Raw genomic sequence first — 20,217 nt, 5'->3', positions numbered from 1 at the left:
GAGCTACGACGACCGCCAGATGCGGGGCGTGCGTCTGGGGATGGGCATCGGCTGACCCGGTGCAACCGGAATCGTGGGGGGGGGGGGGGGCCCCCCCCCCCCGGGGGGGCCCCCCCCGCGGGGATCACTTCTGGTCCTCGCTGAAGTGGATCCGGTCGTACGAGCCGAAGCCCGCCGAGTTGTACGAGCCGACCGGGGTGGCGAAGCCGCCCTGCTCGTTGGCGACCAGCGTGTGCAGGCCGATGCTGCCGTCGGAGTAGCCGTACAACGCGGCCAGGTCGTCGCGGCCGTCGCCGTTGAAGTCGCCCGCGGTGAACCGCGTCCGCTCCCACGAGCCCCACGACGAGGTGGTCGACTTCCACGAGCTGAACGCGTTGTTGAAGCCACCGTCGGCCTTGGCGGTGAACGTGAGCATCGACAGCCGGCCGTCCGCGTAGCCGTAGAAGCCGGCCACGTCGCCCCGGCCGTCGCCGTTGAAGTCGCCGGCCGCGATCGTCATCCGCTTCGGGTCACCCCAGTACGGCGTGGCCGGCACGTGCCAGCCACGCACCGGCGCGGCGAACCCGCCGGCCGGGTTGGCGGTCCAGCTCAGCAGGCCGACGCTGTTGTCGGCGTACTTGTAGAACGAGCCGATGTCCGTACGGCCGTCGGCGTCGAAGTCGCCGCTGAAGACCTGCATGCGGGCGATCTCGCCCCAGACCGGGCTGGCCGCGGTCCGCCAGCTGCCGGTCGGGGTGCCGAAGGTGCCGTCGGCGCGGGCGAGCCAGGTGAACAGCCCGACCGACTTGTCGGCGTAGTTGTAGAAGCTCGCGATGTCCGTACGGCCGTCGCCGTTGAAGTCACCGCTGGTCAGCAGCATCTGGTCGTACGAGCCGAACCTGTTGCTGGTCCACGAGCGCAGCGCGCCGGAGTACGTGCCGCCCGGCCCGGCCAGGAACGTGTCGAGGCTGAGCGTGCCGTCGGCCGCGCTGTTCAGGATGGCCTGGTCGACGATGTCGTCGCCGTTGAAGTCGCCGCGCAGCACCTTCATCTTGGCGACGTTGTAGGCGCCGTCCGCGCTCTTGAAGCCGCCGCGGGCGGTCATCGCGCCGTTGGCGGCCGTGGTGAAGGTGAACGGGCCGGCCGCGCCGGTGGCGTAGCCGTAGACCAGCGTGACGTCGTCGCGGTGGTCCTGAGCCAGGCCGCCCGGCGCGACGCCGCGGATCCAGCCGGCCAGGTCGTCGATCCGGGTCTCGGTGGCGCCGCGGCGGGTCTCGTCGGAGCCGAAGCAGCCGCCCTGCCACGAGGCGTGGTGGAGGGCGACCAGCTGCACGGTTCCGCCGGACTCGCGCAGGGCGGGCCCGCCGGCGTCGCCCTTGCACAGGCTCGGCTGGCCGGGTTCGACCCCGGTCACGTCGAGCAGCGCGGTGCCGACCGTGCCCACCGTGAACTGCGCGGTGTGCAGGCGGTCCGGCACCCACCGGGTCGCTGTCCGGCCGTAACCGGCCAGCCGCAGCACCTCGCCCTCGCCGGGCGCGGTGGTGCCGAGGGCGACCGGCGCGATGGTGGTCGGCTGGTTGAGCTTCACCAGCACGACGTCGCGGTCGGGGTGCGGCACCAGCCGGGTCGCGGTGCGCACCTGCCCCGCGCTGCCGGTCAGGTCGGCCCGGCTCAGGGTCACGGTGGTGGCCTCGGCCGGCTTGCCCGCCGTGGGCTGCCCGAAGCAGGCGGCCGCCGTGATCACCCACTGCGGGTCGATCAGGGCGCCGGTGCAGGCGCGGCCGACGCCCGGGGCGCCGATCGCCAGGTGCGCGACGAAGCCGTACGTTCCGTCGGCCACCTCCGCGCCGTCGACGACGCCGTACGCCGGAATGCTCCCCGCGAGCACACCGGTCAGCACGGCGGCCGACAACCCGGCCAGAATTGATGTCTTACGCAAGCGAGTCCACCCTCTCATCGACGACCTTCGCGGTCGCGGTCGCCTGGATGATAGATGGATCACGATGCGTCGGCTGCCCCGGGCCGACCTGGGGCAACAGCGGACTGATCACCGCGGTACGGCCCGGAACCATTCGTCGCGGTCGGCCGGATCGGGCCCGCGCCGGGGCAGGGTGGGCGGGGCCTCGCCGGTGACCGGCGCGTAGTGGTCGAAGTGGGTGGTCAGGACGGCCTCGCCGCCGGTCAGGTCGGGCAGGGCCGCCACCACCTGCGGAATCCGCGCGGACGGCAGGGTGCCGCTCACCTCGAGGTACTCGCCGGTCGCGGCGGTGTCGTCGATGACCGCCCCGGCACGGCCGAGCAGGGCCGTCACCGCGTCGAACGTGTGCGGCGGCAGGTTGACGTCGAAGCGTTCGACCGGCTGGCAGACGCGGGTGCCGGCCCGGCGCAGCGCCGTGGTCACCACCACCTGGGCCAGATGGCGGAAGTCGGCGGCCACGCTCGAGACCGACTTGTCGAACTTCTGGTGCGGCCGGCTCTGCCGCGGCCAGTACTGCGACGACGTCATGGTGACCGTGCAGTCGGTGACCGGCCAGCCGTTGCGGCCCTGCCGGAGGGCGGCCCGCACCCCCTCCTCGGTGGCCGCCACGAAGGCCGGGGGGAGGCGGCCGGGTTCGATGCCGGGCCGGAACTCGACGCCGTGCCCGACCGGGGCCGCCTCGAGGCGCAGGCCCACGCCGGCCAGGTAGGGGTTGCCGCGTTCCTTGATGCGGTCCTCGGCCGTGCCGGCGCCGGTCACCCGTTCGATGCAGGCGGTCAGCGTGCCCGAGAAGCGCACCTTCACGCCGTACCGGTCGGCCAGCAGGGCGGCGATCACCTCCTTCTGCACCTCGCCGTGCAGGCGGATCACGGCCTCGCCCTGCTGCTCGTCGAGCCGCAGGTCGACCAGCGGGTCCTCGTCGGCCAGCTGGGCCAGCCCGGCGAACAGGGCCAGGCGCTGCGCGGGATCGACGGGTTCGACCAGCGCCTGCCGGGTCGGCGGGGGAAAGCGGTACAGGTCGCGCCGCGGCGGGTGGCCCACGTGCTGACCGATCCGGGCCGACACGCCGCGGACGGCGGCGATCTGGCCGGCCGACGCCGACGGGCGCACCAGGACGCCGCCGGGCTCGCTCACGGCGATCTCGGTCACGGTCTGCGGTCGGCCCTCGGCGAACTGGACCTTGTCCCGTACGCGAAGACTCCCGGACCACAGCCGCAGCCAGGCCCGCCGGCCGTGCCCGTCGCGGTCGACGGCGAAGACGGTGCCGGCCGGCGGACCGTCCCGCTCGGCCGAGCGCGGCAGCAGGTCGGACAGGAAGTGGCACAACTGCGGCACGCCCGCTCCGGTGATCGCGGAGCCGTACACGAGCGGGGTGAGCCCGTTTCTCCGGAGCGCGCGTCGCACGTCGCGGGCGAGCACCGTTTCGCCGGTCAGCCACCGTTCCGCCACGGTGTCGTCGACGTCGGCCACCGCCTCCACCACCGTTTCGGCGTCGAACCCGAGGGTTCGTACCCGGGCCTCGCGCGTGCCCTGACCGGTGACGGAGGTGAGCACGACCAGCCGGGCGCCGAGCCGCCGGCGCACCTGACCGACCACCCGCTCGACGTCGGCGCCGCGGCGGTCCACCTTGTTGACGAAGACCATGGTGGGCACGCCGATCCGGCGCAGCGCCCGCCAGATGGCCACGGTCTGCGGCTGCACGCCCTCGACACCCGAGATCACCAGGACGGCGGCGTCGAGCACGGCCAGCGACCGCTCGACCTCCGCGATGAAGTCCGGGTGGCCGGGCGTGTCGAGCAGGTTGACGGTGAGGTCACCGAGGCGCAGGGAGGTGACGGCGGCCCGGATGGTGATGCCGCGCTGCCGTTCCAGCTCCATCGAGTCGGTGCGGGTCGTGCCGGCGTCGACACTGCCCGGCCGGGACACCGCCCCGGCCTCGTACAGCAGCCGCTCGGTCAGGCTGGTCTTGCCGGCGTCAACATGGGCGACGATCCCGAGATTCAACAATGCCAAGGCGCAACTCCACGGTGGGACGGAAAAGGGTCCGGAGCGTGGAAGCTGCTCGCATTGCTTACTCCTCGTCGTTGGCCACTGATACGTCCCTCACCGTGGCACGACGGCCGCGGCGTCGCCACCGATTTACCTGGCGGCGTTCGGCTTCACCTGGCGGCCGCCGCGTACCGTCTGGGTGATGCAGCTGCGGTTCGAGACGCGGGAGTCGGATTCGTCGTGGGTCAGCGAGGTCTGGAGCTGCGCCAGTGAGCGGGTCACCGAGATGACCTCGGTGGCCGGGGTCAGCGTGGGCCTGGTGTTCTGGCGGCAGAACGGCCGGGCGTACGCCGGTGTGACCGGCCCCGAGACCGCCGCCGGCACGGCCCCGGTGCCGGAAGGGGCGGCCTTCGTCGGCATCGAGCTGGCCGTGGGCGTCTCGTTGGCCGCCGTGCCCACGCCGTCCCTGGTCGACGCCGGGCTCGAACTGCCCGGTGCCACCCACCGATTCTTCCGGCTGGCCGGCGACCGCTGGGAGACACCCGGCCCCGACGACGCCGAAGCCCTGGTCGACCGCCTGGTCCGGTCCGGCGCCCTGGTCCGCGACCCGCTGGTGGCCGAGGTCCGCCGCGGCGGACGCCCCGGGGTCACCCCGCGCACCCTCGAACGCCGTTTCCGGACGGCGACCGGGCTCGCCCAGGGCGCCGTCCGGCAGATCGAGCGCGCCCGCGAGGCTTCGGCGCTGCTGTCCCGCGGCAAGCCGGTGGCCGATGTCGTGACCGGGCTCGGCTACTTCGACGAGCCGCACCTGGCCCGCGCGCTGCGCCGGTACGTCGGGCGCACGTCGCGGCAACTGCGCGACGGCGCCCCGGGGGCGATCGCCCTGGACCTGGCTCAGCCGACGTCGTAGATCAGCTTCAGAATGCCGTTCGGGTACGCCTCGGAGGCCCGCAGCGTCAGCATCCGCTTGTCGTTGTCGGCCCGGCTGAACAGGCTCTTGCCCGCCCCGAGCAGCACCGGGTACATCAGCAGGTGGTAGCGGTCGATCAGGCCGGCCTCGGACAGGCGCCGGGCCAGCTCGGCACTGCCGTGGATGAAGATGGCGCCACCGTCACCCTTCTTGAGCTCGGCGACCTCGTCGGTCGACCGCAGGATCGTCGTGTCGCCCCAGCCCTCGGTGAGGTCGGCCTCGGCGAGCGTCGTCGAGACCACGTACTTGGGCAGGTCCTTGTAGCCGGCGTGGTCGGCCGAGTCGCGCCAGAACGGCGCGAACGCCTGGTAGCTGGTGCGACCGAACATCAGCGCCGAGGTCTCCTCGAGCTCCTCACCCTTGAGGGCGTACGCCTCGGGCAGGAACTCGATGTCCTGGAACGTCCAGCCGCCGCTGCGGTGCCCCTCGACCGGACCCCCGGGCGAGTCGACAACGCCGTCGAGCGAGGTGAATGCCGTGTATACGATTTCGCGCATGGCCCCACGGTAGGAGAGGACCACGCTCCGCGTCTTGGACAGAAACGACAGCCCGGCGCTGGACTAGCATGGCCTCCGATGACAACTCCCGGAACGCGCCCCGATGACCTCAGGACCGACGGGGAAAGAGCCGAGGATGCCCTGTATCTGCTGTCCGGGGCGCCGGAAGGACTCGACGCTGCCGGCAAGCGACTCAGCCGGGGCAGCGGTGTCTACGCGTGGTGGGCCCCGCCGTCGGTCTTCCCCGACCTGCCCGGGCCCCCGAACGCGAAGGTCCCGGCGCTACGGCTGCTGTACGTGGGTCGAGCCACCAACCTGCGGGGCCGGATCCTCCGCAACCACCTGAGGCGATCGGGCAGCTCCACGCTGCGCCGCACGCTGGCCGGCCTGCTCGTCTCCGAGGGCTACCGCACGACCTGGACCGATCGGGTCGTCCTGGTCCCGGAAGACGAGGCTCGGCTGACCGCGTGGATGCACGCGAACCTCCGCCTGACCTGGGCCGAGGATCCGGAGCCGGCCCCCGTCGAGGCCGCCCTCGTCCGGCGCCTGCACCCGCCCCTGAACGTCCACGGCGTCGCCCCCGACCACCTTCAGGCAGCTGTGGTCGCGGCGAAGAACAGGTACAACAACTCCTGCCACCCGGTCGACCCCGCCCCGGCGCCGTAGCCGCTCACCCAGTCGCGAGCAGGACCTGCCGGGCGCGCAGCAGCCAATGTCTCGCTGAAAATACGGTTCCTATTTGATCGTCGGTCACGGCTGGCCGTTACCAAGCTCCACGCGCCAACCGCGAGACCTTCGGAACGGCCGCGGACGTCCGGATCTGCTGCTGACCGCTTCGCCGTTCAGGAGGGGAAGAGGCCGGCCCGGGCCAGCTGACCCGGCACCTGGTGGCCCAGCAGCTCGCCCAGGCGAGCGCCCAGCGGCAGCAACGGCTCGACGTCGATCCCGGTGGTGAATCCGTTGCGGTGCAGGAGATACAGCAGGTCCTCGGTGGCGATGTTGCCGGTCGCGCCGGGCGCGAACGGGCACCCGCCGATGCCGCCCGCGCTGCTGTCGAGGGACACCGGCAGCGAGCCGGCCAGCTCGGCGGCGGCCAGGGCGTTGGCGTAGCCCGTGTTCCGGGTGTTGTGGAAGTGCCAGCGCAGCGGGATGCCGAGGTCGGCCACGGCGTGCAGGGCCCGGACCTGGGCCGGCACACCGACGCCGATCGTGTCGGCGATGGCCAGTTCGTCGGGGGCGGCGGCGGCGCACTGCTCGATCACCGAGCGCACCCGGGCCACGGGGACTTCGCCCTCGAACGGGCAGCCGAAGGCGGCCGCGACTGTCACCGTGGTGCGCAGGCCGGCGGCACGGGCCCGGGTGGCGATGCGGGACCAGGCTGCGATCGCCTCCGCGGTCGGGACGCCCTGGTTGCGCTGGCTGAACGTGTCGGTCGCGACGACCACGACGTTGATCTCGTCGAGGCCGGCGGCTATGGCCCGGTCGAGGCCCTTCTCGTTGAGCACCAGGCCGATCCACGACACGTCGCCGCGGGGGAGGCCGGCCGCGACGGCCTCGGCGTCGGCCATCTGCGGGACACGTTTCGGGTGGGCGAAGCTGACCGCCTCGATGCGGCGGACGCCGCTGGACACGAGCGTGCCGATCAATGCCAGCTTGTCGGCCGTGGAGATGAGCGCGGCCTCGTTCTGGAGGCCGTCGCGAGGTGACACTTCGACGATCGAAACGGTCATTGCATACAACCTGACGTTTTCATGGGCTCACTCTTGCGGAAACACCGTGATCATGGCAAGGATTGCATGCAACTGAGCGGCGAGGAGGCCAGGTGCTACCAGCGGCGGAACAGGCGGCGCAGTCCCTGCGGGAGGAGATCCTCTCGGGGGCCATACCGTCCGGCACCCGGCTCGGCGAGGCCGATCTGGCCGGGCGGCTCTCGGTGAGCCGTACGCCGATCCGCGAGGCGCTGTCCCGGCTCGCCGCCGAGGGGCTGGTCGAGATCCAGCCCAACCGGGGGGCGCGGGTCGCGACGTGGTCGGCCGAGCACCTGCGCGAGATCTTCGAGCTCCGGTTGCGGCTCGAGCCCTACGCCGTACGCCAGGCCGTGCCGAATCTCGGGCCGGAGCAACTGGACGAGCTGGACGACCTCGCGGCCGAGATGCTGCGGATCGGGAAGCCGGGGCGGCACCAGAACCTGGGCGCCATCGTCGAGCTCAACCGGCGGTTCCACGGCCTGTTCATCGACGCCGCCGGGTCGCCGCCGCTGGCCGGGGCACTGCGCGGCGTCACGCACGCGGCCGTGGTCACCCGGAACTTCCACGACTACGCGCCGGACGCGTTGCTGCGCAGCCTGCACCACCACGTCGAGATGGTTGCCGCCGCGCGGGCCGGCGCCGGGGAGTGGGCCGAGGCGATCATGCGGGCCCACCTCTACAACGCCCGCGCCACGATGATCGGGGGACGGGCATGAGCGGGCCGCTGGGTGATCTGCGGGTGGTCGAGTTCGGGCAACTGCTGGCCGGTCCCTTCTGCGGGCAGCTGCTGGGCGACTTCGGGGCCGAGGTCATCAAGGTCGAGGACCCGGGCCGCGGCGACCCGATGCGTCAGTGGGGCCGGGAGAAGCCGCACGGCAAGTCGCTGTGGTGGCCGGTGGTGGCGCGCAACAAGAAGTCGGTCACCTGCGATCTGCGTACGGAGGAAGGCCAGGCCCTGATCCGGCAGCTGATCGACACGGCCGACGTCGTGGTCGAGAACTTCCGGCCGGGCACCCTCGAGCGCTGGGGCATGGCGCCGGAGACGCTGTGGCAGACCAACCCGGGGCTGATCGTCACCCGGGTCACCGGCTACGGCCAGAACGGGCCCTACTCGAGCCGGGCCGGGTTCGGCTCGATCGGCGAGGCCATGGGCGGCATCCGGTACGTGATGGGGGAGCCCGACGGTCCACCGGTGCGCGCGGGCATCTCCCTCGGCGACTCGCTCGCCGCCACGTACGCGTGTCTGGGCACCCTCGTCGCCGTGCACGCCCGCACCAACACGGGCCGCGGCCAGGTGGTCGACTCGGCGATCTACGAGGCCGTGCTCGCCATGATGGAGTCGCTGCTGCCCGAGTGGGCGATCGCCGGCTACCAGCGCGAGCGCACCGGCGCCACGCTGCCCAACGTCTCGCCCAGCAACGTCTATCCGACCGGCGACGGTGACCTGATCCTGATCGCCGCCAACCAGGACACGGTGTTCGGCCGGCTGGCCACCGCGATGGGACAGCCCGAGCTGGCCAAGGATCCGCGCTACGCCACGCATGGGGCTCGCGGCGCCGCCATGGCCGAGCTGGACACGTTGATCGCCGAGTGGACGTCGACCGTCGAGGCCGAGGCGCTGCTCGCCGTGCTGCACGAGAACGGCGTGCCGGCCGGCCGGATCTTCCGCGCCCGCGACATGTTCGACGACCCGCATTTCGCAGCCCGTGAGGCGATCGTGCGAGTGCCCCACCCCGACTTCGGCGAACTGCCGATGCAGAACGCGACCCCGAAGCTGTCCGCCACCCCCGGTTCGGTGCGTACCGCCGGACCGGCCCTGGGCGAGCACAACGACGAGGTGTACGGCGGCCTTCTGGGCCTGGACGAAACGGAGCGCGCGCGCCTGCGCACAGCGAAGATTATCTAGGGAGAGCGATGTCATATCGGCTCGGTGTGGATGTGGGCGGCACGTTCACCGACGTGCTGCTGGTCGACGAGGATTCCGGAGCTACCTGGCGGGCCAAGACCGCCTCGACGCCGAGCGATCAGTCCGTGGGCGTCCTGAACGGTATCGACAAGGTGTGCGCCGAGGCCGGCATCGACCGGGCCGCGGTGGCCGACGTCCTGCACGGCACGACCGTGGCCACGAACGCGATCCTGGAGGGCAAGGGCGCGACGGTCGGCCTGGTCACCACCCAGGGTTTCCGGCAGGTGCTGCAGATCGCCCGCTCCTTCGTGCCGGGCGGGCTGGCCGGGTGGATCATCTGGCCCAAGCCGGAACCGCTGGCCGCGCTGGAGAACACCGTCGAGGTGCCCGAGCGAATGGGCAGCGACGGCACGGTCGTGCGCGAGCTGGACGAGGAAGCCACCCGCGCGGCGCTGCGCGAGTTGCGCGCGAACGGTGTCGAGGCGTTGGCCGTTTCGCTCATCAACGCGTTCGCCAACGACGCGCACGAGCGCCGCATCGCTCAACTGGCGGCCGAGGAACTGCCCGGCATCGAGGTGTCGCTGTCGAGCGTCGTGCTGCCCGAGATGCGCGAATACGAGCGAGCGCTCACGACGGTCGCGAACGGATATGTGCAGCCGCAGGTGGCGAAGTACGTCGCGAACCTGTCGGCCAAGTTGGTCGCCGAGGGCGTGCCGGCCGAACTGTCCATTCTGCGCAGCGACGGCGGCCTGTCCGGGGCGGCCGCAGCGATCGCGGCCCCGGTGACGATGCTGCTGTCCGGGCCGGCCGGGGGAGTGGCCGGCGCGGTGTGGGTGGCCGAGCAGTCCGGCCACACCGAACTGCTCACGTTCGACATGGGCGGAACGTCGACCGACGTCGCCCTCGTGCAGAACGCTCAAGCGCGCATCGGCCGCGAGACGAAAGTCGGCGATTTGAGCGTACGAGCATCGGCGGTCGACGTTCGAACAGTCGGCGCCGGCGGCGGTTCGATCGCGCACGTCCCACAGCTGACCCGTGCGCTCCGCGTCGGGCCGCAGTCGGCCGGCGCCGAGCCCGGCCCCGCCGCGTACGGCAAAGGCGGCACGGAACCGACAGTCACCGACGCCAACGTGGTGCTCGGCTACCTGCCCAGCACGCTCGCGGGCGGCGAGATCAGTCTGGACCGCGCGGCGTCCCGCGCGGCCGTGCAGACGATCGCCGACGCCATGGGCCTGGAGAGCGCCGAGGCGGCCGCGGCCGGGATCGTCGACATCGTCAACGAGAACATGCTCGGCGGCCTCCGCCTGGTCAGCGTGCAGCAGGGCTTCGACCCGCGCGACTTCGCGCTCGTGGCCTTCGGCGGCGCCGGCCCGTTGCACGCCAACGCGCTCGGCAAGCTGACCGGCGCCTGGCCGGTGATCGTGCCACCGTCACCGGGCGTGCTGTGCGCGCTCGGCGACGCCACCACGTCGGCGCGGGACGAGTCGGCCCGCACCGTCCTGCGCAAGCTGGGGGACCTGTCCGCCGCCGAGCTCGCGACGATCTTCGGCGAGCTCGCCGAGTCCGCCGCCCAGCGCCTGGCTGATCAGGGCATCGCGAAGGACAGGCAGACGATCACCTACTCGGCTGACGTCCGGTTCGTCGGGCAGGGCAACGAGCTGCCGGTCAGCTTCGAGCTCGCCGACGGCCCGAAAGGACTGGCCGCCAAGTTCGACGCCGAGCACGAACGCCTCTTCTCCTTCACCCTGCCGGTCGATCACGAGCTGGTGAACGCCCGCGCCTCGGTGACCGGGGACCGGCCGAAGGTGTCGCCGGTTCACCTGGAAGCCGGGACCGGAACGCCGAACAGTTCCGGGCACACCCGGATCTACGTCGAGGGCGAGTTCGTGGAGGCCGCCCTCTACGACCGGCTCGAGCTGCGAGCGGGCGACGTCATCGAAGGCCCCGCCATCGTCACCGAGATGGACTCGACCACCCTCGTGCTGCCCGGCCACATCGCGACCACCCACGCCAGCGGCAGCCTGCTCATCACCCCGGCCAAGGGGGCTTGAGATGGCGATCATCGCGACTACCCACCCCAGCCGCAGCCTGCTCATCACGCCGGTCAAGATCGCGACCACCCACCCCAGCGGCAGCCTGCTCATCACGCCGGTCAAGATCGCGACCGCCCACGCCAGCGGCAGCCTGCTCATCACCCCGGTCAAGGAGGCCTGAGATGGCGACCATCGTGGAGATCACCACCGAGCCCCTGACCACGACGGACGTCGACCCGGTCACTCTCGACCTGGTCGAGAACGGCTTGCGCAACGCCCGCTACGAGATGGACGAGGTGCTGTTCCGCACGGCGCTCTCGCCCGGCATCCGCGAGCAGCACGACGAGTTCCCGCTGATCGCCGACCCGGCCGGGAAGATGGTGGTGGGCCAGTTCGGGCTCTCCATCCCCGACTTCCTGGCCGGTTTCGCCGGTGAGATCCGCGAGGGCGATGTCCTGCTCACCTCCGACCCGTACGCGTGCGGCGCCGCGATCAGCCACGCCAACGACTGGCTGGTGGTGATGCCGATCTTCTTCGGCGGCCGGGTCGTGGGCTGGGCTTCGATGTTCGGGCACATGTCCGACGTCGGCGGCAAGACGCCGTCCTCGATGCCGACCGACGCCAAGACCATCTATGAGGAGGGCGTGGTCATCCCGCCCTTCAAGCTGTACGACGGCGGGAAGCTCAACGAGGACGCGCTGCGCATCATCCTCAACCAGGTGCGCGTGCCCGACTGGAACCGGGCCGACCTCAACGGCCTGGTCGCGGCCTGCCGCACGGCCACGCGCCGGGTGCAGGAGATGTGCGCCCGGTTCGGGGTCGAGACGTACGTGTCGGCGCTCGACGCCCTGCTGCAGCGCAACTACGACGCGATGAAGACGCTGCTGCAGATGGTGTTCGAGGAGGGCCGGACGCTCTCGTTCACCGACTACATCTGCGACGACGGGGTCGGCTACGGCCCGTACGAGCTGAAGTTGTCCCTGACCCGCACCGGCGAACGCGTGCACCTCGACTTCAGCGGGTCGTCGCCGCAGGCGATCGGGCCGGTCAACTACTACCTGAACGAGAACCTGGCCCGGATGTTCTTCGGGATCTACATGATCACCGTGGCCGACCCGCAGATCCTCTGGAACGACGGGTTCTATCCGCTGGTCGACGTGACCATCCCGGACGGCTCGTACTGGAAACCGAAGCATCCGGCCGCGCTGAACGCCCGCAACCACGGCATCGGGCGGGTCTTCGACCTGTTCGGCGGGCTGCTCGGGCAGACCAACCCGGCGCTGCTGAACGCGGCCGGCTTCTCGTCGTCGCCGCACTTCATGTACTCCGGCAACTACTCCGGCGGCGACCGCAAGGGCGAGTGGTTCCAGCTGTACTCGATCGGCTTCGGCGGCATCCCGGGGCGGCCGCTCGGTGACGGGCCCGACGGTCACTCCCTGTGGCCGAGCTTCGTGAACATCCCGTGTGAGTTCCTGGAGTCGTACTACCCGCTGCGCATCGAGAAGTGGGAGACGGTCGCCGACACCGGCGGCGCCGGCCTGCACCGCGGCGGCAACGGCGTCGACGTGGCCTACCGCTTCCTCGAGCCCGGCACCATCGCCATCCACGACGACCGCTGGCTGATGTACCCGTGGGGCGTCAACGGCGGCGCGCCCGGCGCCCGCGGCACGAAGTGGATCGACCGGGCCGGCGGCGCCCGCGAGGTGCTGCCGAGCAAGTGCCATGACGTGCCGGTGCGACCGGGCGACGTGCTGCACTTCGTCACCTGGGGCGGCGGCGGGTGGGGCGATCCGCTGGAGCGCGACCCCGCGCTGGTGGCCAAGGAGGTCCGGCGCGGGCTGGTGACGGCCGAGGGCGCCCGGGCGTACGGCGTGGTGGTGACGGGCGACAGCGGCGTCGACGAGACGGCGACCGACGCGTTGCGCAGCTCGATGCGCGAGGCGCGGCCCAGCGAACTGCCGGTGTTCGACATGGGCGGTTCGATGGAGGACATCCTGGCCCGCTGCGAGGAGGAGACCGGCTTGCCCGCACCGAAGAAGCCGGTGTGGACGTGACCCCGGCCGCGGCTCCGGGCCGCAAGCTGGTGTGGACGTGAGCCCGGCCGCGGCCCCGGGCCGCAAGCTGGTGTGGATGTGAGCGAGACCCCGTTCGGCGGCGCCCTCGGCTGGGGGCGCCGCCCGGCCCTGCTCCTGATCGACATGATGCGGGCCTACTTCACCCCGGGCAGCTCGTTCGACCTGGGCTCCCGGCAATCGCTGGACGGGTGCGCCGCCCTGCTCGCAGCCGCCCGCCAAGCCGGCATCCCGGTTCTGCACACCCGCGTCCGGTTCTCGCCCGACCTCAGCGACGGTGGCCTGTTCGTGCGCAAGGTGCCGGCCCTGGCCGCCCTGGTCGACGGCTCACCCGCGGCCGAGTTCGTGCCCGAGCTGACGCCTGCCCCGGGCGAGGTGGTGGTGACCAAGCAGTACGCGTCGGCCTTCTTCGGGACGTCTCTGGCCGCCACCCTGACCGCCCGCGGCGTCGACACCACGATCATCGGCGGCGTCTCGACCTCGGGCTGCGTGCGGGCGAGCGCCACCGACGCGCTGCAGCACGGCTTCCGGCCGGTGGTGGCGGCCGACGCCTGCGGCGACCGCACCCTCGAGACGCACCGGGCGAATCTCTTCGACCTGAGCGCCAAGTACGCCGATGTGACCACCGTGGACGAGGTGGTCGCCCACCTGAGATGAGGCATTTTCCTGTTTCCGCAGGCCGCTGCGAACAGTAGCCGCCGTTCGCCCGACGTCGGGTGATTGATCCATATCGGACGTCACCCACCGTGAGACGCGGGCGATCCAGGATGCATTGTGACGTGGATCTCACTCGACTTAACGTGACTGTCCGATCACGATGAGTGGGCTAGCGGATCTTCCCCCCAGCCGCGGAACAGGAAACTCCATGCGTCACTTCTCGGTCCTGGAACATCTGGCCGGGCAGCTCAATCCCCTGTGCCGGGTGCTCGACCTCGACCCTGCCGTTCCCCTCGACCTCCTGGCCGGACTGCTCGGGCCGCACGGCGCGCGCTCGCTGGCCGAGCCACCGGCGTGGCCGTCGGACGTCGCCGACGACCACTCGCCGGTCGAGTTCTCCGTCGCCTTCAACGAGGCCGAGCCCCCGGCCCTGCGCATCCTCGCCGAGGTGCCCGGCATCGCGCCCGGCGTGGGCGCCAACGCCCGGGCCGCCCACGCGTTCCTGGCCGCCAACGCCGCCCGGTTCGGGCTGGCCACCACGCGCCTCGACGCCATCTCGGACCTGTTCACCGCGGCCCGGCCGAGCGGCAGTTTCGCCCTGTGGTGCTCGCTGGTGTTCCGGCACGGCCACGCTCCCGAGTTCAAGGTCTACTTCAACCCGGAGGTGGCCGGAATCGGCCGCGCGCCGGAGCTCGTCGAGGAGGCGCTGCGCACGATCGGGCTGCGCGACTCGTACCGGACGATGCTGGCCCGTTCTATCCGCCCCGGCGAGCTGGGACGCCGCGACCGGCTCGCCTTCTTCGCCCTCGATCTGCACGACGGCCCGCAGGCCCGGGTGAAGCTCTACGTCAGCCACTACGACGCCGGCCCGGCCGAGGTGGCCCGGGCCGCCGCCGTAGTGCCGGGTGTGGCGCCGGACGAGGTCGCCGAGTTCTGTCGGGCCGCGGGTGGCCCCGGCCGGTTCGACCGGCGGCCGCTGGTCGGCAGCTACACGCTCGCCGGCGGCGCCGCCCAGCCGGTCGGCTACAGCGTCTACGTGCCGATCCGCGACTACGTCGACGACGACCTGCAGGCTCGTGACCGGGTCGCCGCCCTGGTCGCCCGGCACGGGTTCAGCCCGGCGCTGCTGCACCGGTGCGTGGCCGCGGTGTCCCGCCGCCCGCTCGGCGCCGGGGTCGGGCTCATCGCGCACGTGTCCCTGCGTCTGGGCCCACCGCGGCCGGGCGTCACGGTCTATCTGTCCGCCGAGGCGTACGAGGTCACCCCGCCCCGCTCGGTGTGGGTCCCTGCCGCCTGACCTGTGAGGAGTCACCGTGCCGCTGCCCCCGTACCGGATCAAGGTGGTCGAGCCCATCCCGTTCCTCAGCCCGGCCGAGCGGAGCGCTGCCCTGGCCGGCGCCGGCTACAACCCGTTCAACCTGCGGGCCGACCAGATCACCATCGACCTGCTCTCTGACTCCGGCACCGGCGCCACCTCGGCCGCGCAGGAGGCAGCGGCCGCGGTGGGCGACGAGTCGTACGCCGGCGCCCGCTCCTGGTTCCGGTTCCGGGACGAGGTGGCCGACCTGACCGGCTTTCCGCATGTGCTGCCGGTGCACCAGGGCCGGGCCGGTGAGCGCATCCTGTTCTCGACCCTGCTGCGGCCGGGCCAGATCTGCGTGAGCAACACCCACTTCGACACCACGCACGCCAATGTGGAGCTGGCCGGGGCCGAGGCCCGCGACCTGCCCTGCCCCGAGGCGCTCGACCTGGACAGCCACGAGCCGTTCAAGGGCAACATCGACGTGGCCGCGCTGTCCGGCCTGCTGGCCGGGCCCGAGGGCGGGCGGGTCGGGCTGGTGCTGATGACCATCACCAACAACGGGCTGGGGGCCCAGCCGGTGTCGATGGCCAACCTGGCCGCCGTCCACGCGCTGTGCCGCGAGCACGGCGTCCCGTTCTTCCTCGACGCGGCCCGCTTCGCCGAGAACGCCTGGTACGTGCGCGAGCGCGAGCCCGGCTACGCGGACTGGACGCCGCGCGCGATCGCCCGGCAGGCCTTCGACCTGGCCGACGGGTGCGTGATCAGCCTCAAGAAGGACGGCCTGGCGAGCATCGGCGGGTGCCTCGGCCTGCGGGACGACGGACTGCACGCCCGCTGCGAGGCGCTCCTGATCGCCACGGAGGGCTTCTCGACGTACGGGGGACTGGCCGGTCACGACCTGGAACGGCTGGCCGTCGGGCTGCGCGAGGTGGTCGATCCGGCCTACCTGGGCGCCCGCGCCGCGGCCACCGCCCACCTGGCCCGCATGATCAACGAGGCCGGGGTGGACATCGTGCAGCCGGCCGGCATGCACGCGCTCTATCTCAACGCGGGCCGCCTGTTGCCGCACCTGTCGCCGGCCGAGTTCCCCGGTCACTCGCTGGGTTGTCAGCTCTACCTCGACGGCGGGGTGCGCTGCGCCGAGCTGGGCTCGCTCTATCTCGGCACGATGGACGAGCAGCATCGGCTGGTCACCGCGGCGCCGTTCGAGCTGGTCCGGCTGGCCATTCCGCGCCGCGTCTACAGCCAGGAGCATTTCGAGTACGTGGCGGAGACGCTGGCCGGGATAGCCAAGGACCCGGAGCGGATCACCGGCTACCGCATCGTCTCCACGCCGCCGATCCTGCGGCACTTCAAGGTGCGGCTCGAGCCGATCAGGCCCTGACCCGCAGGCGCGCCATCGCGTGCCGGACCAGCGTGATGAGCGCGAGCTTGCCCGACTCGCGGTCCCGCGCGTCACACCACACGAGCGGCACCCGCTCGTCGAGCTCCAGCGCTCCACGGACCTCGTCCTCGGTGTACGCGCACTCGCCGAAGAACCGGTTGACCGCGGTGATGAACGGGATGCCCCGCCGCTCGAAGTAGTCGACGGCGGGGAAGCTGGAGTCGAGCCGCCGGGTGTCGACCAGCACGATGGCCCCGACCGCGCCCTGGGCCAGCTCGTCCCACATGAACCAGAAGCGGTCCTGCCCCGGCGTGCCGAACAGATAGAGCACCACGTCCGGGCTGATCGTGATGCGCCCGAAGTCCAGGGCCACGGTGGTGGTTGTCTTGCCCTCCACCCCCGTGGTGTCGTCCACCCCGAGACTCGCCTCGGTCAGGATCTCCTCCGTGGTCAGCGGCGGGATCTCACTCACCGAGGCCACCAGCGTCGTCTTGCCGGTGCCGAAACCGCCGGCCACGACCACCTTGACCGATGTCCGGTCCACGTTGCGTCCCTTCCGTCCTACAGGCGTTCCAGGCCGGCGATCACCTGGTCGAGGAGGTGCTTGTCGATGATCTTCTGTTGGGCCGGAGTGCCCACGGCGAGATAGCCCTGCTCGACCAGCACGTCCACCATCACCTTGGCGATAGCGAGCGGAAGCCGCAGGTACGCGCCGATCTCGGCCACCGAGATCCAGCCCGAGCACCGCCGCACGATCTCGAGGTATTCCGGTTCCAGCCGGCGGGTGTCCACCGGCAGCGCCACCACCTGGGTGGCCAGGTCGAGCGTGGAGTCGCGCGGGGCCGTGCGGCCGTTCACCAGCACGTACAGGGGCACGAAGCGCCCCGCGGCCGACTCGTCGTCGCCGTCCCAGGTTTCCGGACTCACGAGTCGACCGGCGCCGCGGTTCTCGCTCCGGTGCCCAGGTAGTCACCGATGCGGGTCACGAGCCGGCTCACCTCGTACGCCACCAGGCCCATGTCGACGTCCTGCTCGCACAGCACGGCCAGGCGCGCGTTCTGTCCGGCGGCCGCGATGAACAGGGTGTGCTCGCCGTACTCGATGATGACCTGGTGCACCGGGCCGCTCTTGAAACGGCGGCCGGTGCCGGCGGCCACGCTGTACATCGAGGACGCGCCCGCGGCCAGGATCTCGGCCAGATCCTGAGCCATGAGCGACGACTTCTGGATGATCAGCCCGTCCGTCGAGAGCACCACGACGGAGACGACGTGGGGAACCTCGACGAGGTCGTCCAGCATCCAGGGAAGGTCGGTCGGGGTGGTCGGCTCGGTCACGCGTTCCCGCCTTGCTCAGCGTCGGTGGTGTTCTCGTCGTCGTTGCGGTCCGCCGCCGCGCCCTCGGCCCAGCCCCGCTGGTAGCGGGCGAACCGTTGGCGGGCCTCCTCGGGCGAGCGGACCGGGATGGCCGCCGTGTCCTCTTCCTCGTCGGCGTCCAGCAGCTCCGGTGCGAGGTGCTGCTGCGGGCGACGATGCGGCAGTGGGGGTTTGCCGGACGTCGGCTTCACGGGCTTCTCGGCCACCGGCTCCAACACGCCGACAGCGGCCCGGACGGGTTGCGCCTCCGGTTCGGCCGGGGCGGGGCGGGCGGGCTCGGCGCGCTGGGCGGCGGGCACGATCGGCATGTCGCGGGGGTCGCCCGAGCTGTCGTTGTCGGCGCCGACCAGGATGCGCTCCGGCAGCAGCACGATGGCCAGCAGACCGCCGTACGCCGAACGCCGCAGGCTGATCTGGACGCCCTCCCGCTTGGCGAGCTCGGCCACCACGTGCAGACCGATCTGGGCGCCGTCCCGCAACTCGGTCACGTCCGGCGTCGGAGCGGTCGCGAGCAGGGTGTTGGCCCGGTCGACGGCCTCGGCCGACATGCCCACGCCGGCGTCCTCGATCTCGATCGCCACCCCGTGCTGGACCCGGCTCGACGTCACCCAGACGGTCGTGTCCGGCGGCGAGAACGCCAGCGCGTTGTCGAGCAGCTCGGCCAGCAGGTGGATGACCTCGGCCACCGCGTGCCCGGCGAGCGACACGTCGTCGGCCCGGCGCAGCGTGATCCGCTGGTAGTTGCGGGCCTCGGCGAACGAGGCCAGCAGCACCCGGCGCAGCGCCACCGGCTTGGGGAACCGCCGGCCGATCTGACCGCCGGCCAGGATCACCAGGTTCTCCAGGAAGCGGCGGGTCTGGTTGAGCTGGTGGTGGATGTCGAACAGGTTGGTCAGCAGCTTCTCGTCGCCGACCTGGGCCTGCAGGTCCTCGACCACCTTGAGGCCGCGCTGCAGCGGGCGCTGCGGGCGGCGGGCGACGCCCATCAGCATCGCCGTGCCGGCCGTGCGGGCCTTGGCCTCGTCGACCGCGGCCCCGGCGGCTGCCTGCAACGACCGGTTGATGACCCGCGCCACCTGGCCGATCTCGTCGCCGCCGTAGTCGGCCGCGGCGAACTCGGTCGCCAGGTCCACCTGCTCGCGGCGGCGCAGCCGCTCCATGACGGCGGGCAGGCGCTGGTCGACCAGGGTGCCGGCGTCGCTGCCGAGGCGGGCCAGCCGGACCGACAGGGCCCGGTCGACCAGCACCCGCGACTGGCGGACGGCCCACAGGATCGCCCCCAGCGCGACGGCGAGCGCCAGCAGCGAGCCCAGCGTGGCCGTGAGCAGCTGGGTGTTGCCGGTGCGCAGGGTGCGGGCGGAGACCTGGTCAGCCTGCCGGACGGTCAGGTCGATCAGGTCGCCCGAGACGGCCGCGGTGAGCTGTGACCACCGGTCCACGCCGACGCCGAGGCTGGGCGACACCCGCTTGGCCCACGGGCCTCCGGCGGTGATGCCGCCCTCGAGCTGGGTCAGCTGCTTCCACTCGGGGCTCGCCTCGATCTCGGCGTACCGGGTCCGGACGGCGGGTTCGACATGCGGGGCGTTGCTGGTGAGTGCGAAGTGGTAAGCGCCGACGAGCCGGACGAACTCGAGGTGGTCGGCCCGGCTGAGCGGGCCCGAGGCGAGCGCGCCGTCGATGAGCGAGCCGGCCCGCGACATCAGGTCGCTGGCCCGGAACACCTCGGTGGCGGCGATGCCGCCCTGGGTGGCGGTCACGTCGGGCACGACGCGGGCCTGGTTGTCGAACAGGTCGGTGGCGGCGTCGAGCAGGCTGTTGTAGAAGGCGTACGCCTCCCGGCCGGTCATCGTCCGGGCGTCGATGGCGCTGCGCGTGGTGGCCAGCCGGTCGAGGTAGCCGGTCAGCTCGGTCCAGCGGTCCTTGATGGATTGCGGGGCCTGCCCGAGCGCGCCGTCGGCCGCCCGGCGCAGGGTGTCCACCTGCTGGTCGGTCTGCCGGCGGCGGTCCAGCAGGGCGGTCAGGCCGTTCGAGGGACGGGCCAGGTACGCCACACTCAGCCGGCGCTCCTGCTGCACGGAGGAGAGCGCGACCACGGCCGGGATGGACACCTGCCGTACCGAGTTGGCCACGGCGCGGTTGTAGAAGCCCTGGAAGACCAGGTAGCCGGAGGCGGCGAACCAGATCAGCAGGGCCACCACACTGGGCACCAGCACGAGCCGGACCACCCGCCGGGCGATGGACTGCTGCCGCGGGTTGACCGCCGCCTGACCAGCCGATGGGGACGTCAAAGGTCGATCCAATCCGGGTTGGAAGGGGTGGCGCGCGGCG

18 protein-coding genes are annotated in these 20,217 nt (G+C 71.9%); 10 read left to right on the top strand and 8 right to left on the bottom strand.

The annotated features are described in order from the left end of the window. Window positions 1-124 precede the first annotated feature (124 nt). Window positions 125-1,918, bottom strand: a complete 1,794-nt coding sequence (locus LXN57_RS03610; RefSeq protein WP_251796549.1) for a trypsin-like serine protease — start codon at window positions 1,916-1,918, stop codon at window positions 125-127. Window positions 1,919-2,026: 108 nt separating this feature from the next. Then, on the bottom strand, window positions 2,027-3,970 hold the full coding sequence (locus LXN57_RS03605) for an elongation factor G (protein WP_251796548.1): 1,944 nt from the start codon (window positions 3,968-3,970) through the stop codon (window positions 2,027-2,029). A gap of 178 nt (window positions 3,971-4,148) precedes the next feature. On the opposite strand from LXN57_RS03605, the gene LXN57_RS03600 reads away from it, so the two are divergent. After that, on the top strand, window positions 4,149-4,856 hold the full coding sequence (locus LXN57_RS03600) for a helix-turn-helix domain-containing protein (protein WP_251796547.1): 708 nt from the start codon (window positions 4,149-4,151) through the stop codon (window positions 4,854-4,856). Here LXN57_RS03600 and LXN57_RS03595 read toward each other — a convergent pair. Beyond that, window positions 4,841-5,413, bottom strand: a complete 573-nt coding sequence (locus tag LXN57_RS03595; protein WP_251796546.1) for a dihydrofolate reductase family protein — start codon at window positions 5,411-5,413, stop codon at window positions 4,841-4,843. The genes LXN57_RS03600 and LXN57_RS03595 overlap by 16 nt on opposite strands. 78 nt (window positions 5,414-5,491) lie before the next feature. Here LXN57_RS03595 and LXN57_RS03590 point away from each other — a divergent pair, with 78 nt between their 5' ends. Then, a complete protein-coding gene (locus LXN57_RS03590) occupies window positions 5,492-6,079 on the top strand; it encodes a GIY-YIG nuclease family protein (RefSeq protein WP_251796545.1) in 588 nt (195 codons plus the stop codon). A gap of 176 nt (window positions 6,080-6,255) precedes the next feature. Here the strand turns inward: LXN57_RS03590 and LXN57_RS03585 are convergent, their stop codons facing one another. Next, window positions 6,256-7,143, bottom strand: coding sequence for a hydroxymethylglutaryl-CoA lyase (locus tag LXN57_RS03585; RefSeq protein WP_251796544.1), 888 nt, complete (start codon window positions 7,141-7,143; stop codon window positions 6,256-6,258). Window positions 7,144-7,235: 92 nt separating this feature from the next. Between LXN57_RS03585 and LXN57_RS03580 the strand changes: the two genes are divergently transcribed. From LXN57_RS03580 to LXN57_RS03545, 8 genes are all read left to right on the top strand, one after another. Then, window positions 7,236-7,877, top strand: coding sequence for a GntR family transcriptional regulator (locus tag LXN57_RS03580; RefSeq protein ID WP_251796543.1), 642 nt, complete (start codon window positions 7,236-7,238; stop codon window positions 7,875-7,877). Beyond that, window positions 7,874-9,067, top strand: coding sequence for a CaiB/BaiF CoA transferase family protein (locus LXN57_RS03575; RefSeq protein ID WP_251796542.1), 1,194 nt, complete (start codon window positions 7,874-7,876; stop codon window positions 9,065-9,067). Before LXN57_RS03580 ends, LXN57_RS03575 begins: the two co-directional genes overlap by 4 nt. Window positions 9,068-9,075: 8 nt before the next feature. Then, window positions 9,076-11,118 (top strand): hydantoinase/oxoprolinase family protein, encoded by a 2,043-nt coding sequence (locus LXN57_RS03570; protein ID WP_251796541.1) that lies wholly within the window; start codon window positions 9,076-9,078, stop codon window positions 11,116-11,118. 1 nt (window position 11,119) lies between these two features. Further along, entirely contained in the window at window positions 11,120-11,281 is a 162-nt protein-coding gene (locus LXN57_RS03565) for a hypothetical protein (protein ID WP_251796540.1), read from the top strand. Window position 11,282: 1 nt separating this feature from the next. Continuing rightward, entirely contained in the window at window positions 11,283-13,154 is a 1,872-nt protein-coding gene (locus tag LXN57_RS03560; protein WP_251796539.1) for a hydantoinase B/oxoprolinase family protein, read from the top strand. A gap of 78 nt (window positions 13,155-13,232) precedes the next feature. Further along, window positions 13,233-13,829, top strand: a complete 597-nt coding sequence (locus tag LXN57_RS03555) for an isochorismatase family protein (protein ID WP_251796538.1) — start codon at window positions 13,233-13,235, stop codon at window positions 13,827-13,829. A gap of 208 nt (window positions 13,830-14,037) precedes the next feature. Further along, complete coding sequence (locus LXN57_RS03550; RefSeq protein ID WP_251796537.1) at window positions 14,038-15,126, top strand: tryptophan dimethylallyltransferase family protein; 1,089 nt, start codon at window positions 14,038-14,040, stop codon at window positions 15,124-15,126. Window positions 15,127-15,142: 16 nt separating this feature from the next. Further along, a complete protein-coding gene (locus LXN57_RS03545; RefSeq protein WP_251796536.1) occupies window positions 15,143-16,516 on the top strand; it encodes a tryptophanase in 1,374 nt (457 codons plus the stop codon). On the opposite strand, the gene LXN57_RS03540 is transcribed toward LXN57_RS03545, so the two are convergent. The 4 genes from LXN57_RS03540 to LXN57_RS03525 are packed head-to-tail and all read right to left on the bottom strand — an operon-like array spanning window position 16,506 to window position 20,177. Then, window positions 16,506-17,060: a GTP-binding protein gene (locus tag LXN57_RS03540; RefSeq protein ID WP_251796535.1), complete on the bottom strand. Its 555-nt coding sequence runs from the start codon at window positions 17,058-17,060 to the stop codon at window positions 16,506-16,508. The two genes, LXN57_RS03545 and LXN57_RS03540, sit on opposite strands and share 11 nt — an antisense overlap. A gap of 17 nt (window positions 17,061-17,077) precedes the next feature. Beyond that, window positions 17,078-17,443, bottom strand: a complete 366-nt coding sequence (locus tag LXN57_RS03535) for a DUF742 domain-containing protein (protein ID WP_251796534.1) — start codon at window positions 17,441-17,443, stop codon at window positions 17,078-17,080. Beyond that, a complete protein-coding gene (locus LXN57_RS03530; protein ID WP_221375319.1) occupies window positions 17,440-17,850 on the bottom strand; it encodes a roadblock/LC7 domain-containing protein in 411 nt (136 codons plus the stop codon). Before LXN57_RS03530 ends, LXN57_RS03535 begins: the two co-directional genes overlap by 4 nt. After that, window positions 17,847-20,177 (bottom strand): sensor histidine kinase, encoded by a 2,331-nt coding sequence (locus LXN57_RS03525; RefSeq protein WP_251796533.1) that lies wholly within the window; start codon window positions 20,175-20,177, stop codon window positions 17,847-17,849. The genes LXN57_RS03530 and LXN57_RS03525 overlap by 4 nt, the downstream gene beginning before the upstream one ends. Window positions 20,178-20,217 lie beyond the last annotated feature (40 nt).

This window comes from Paractinoplanes hotanensis, from assembly GCF_023717965.1.
GTDB lineage: Bacteria > Actinomycetota > Actinomycetes > Mycobacteriales > Micromonosporaceae > Actinoplanes > Actinoplanes polyasparticus.
This window is presented reverse-complemented; position numbering and strand designations above follow the sequence as displayed.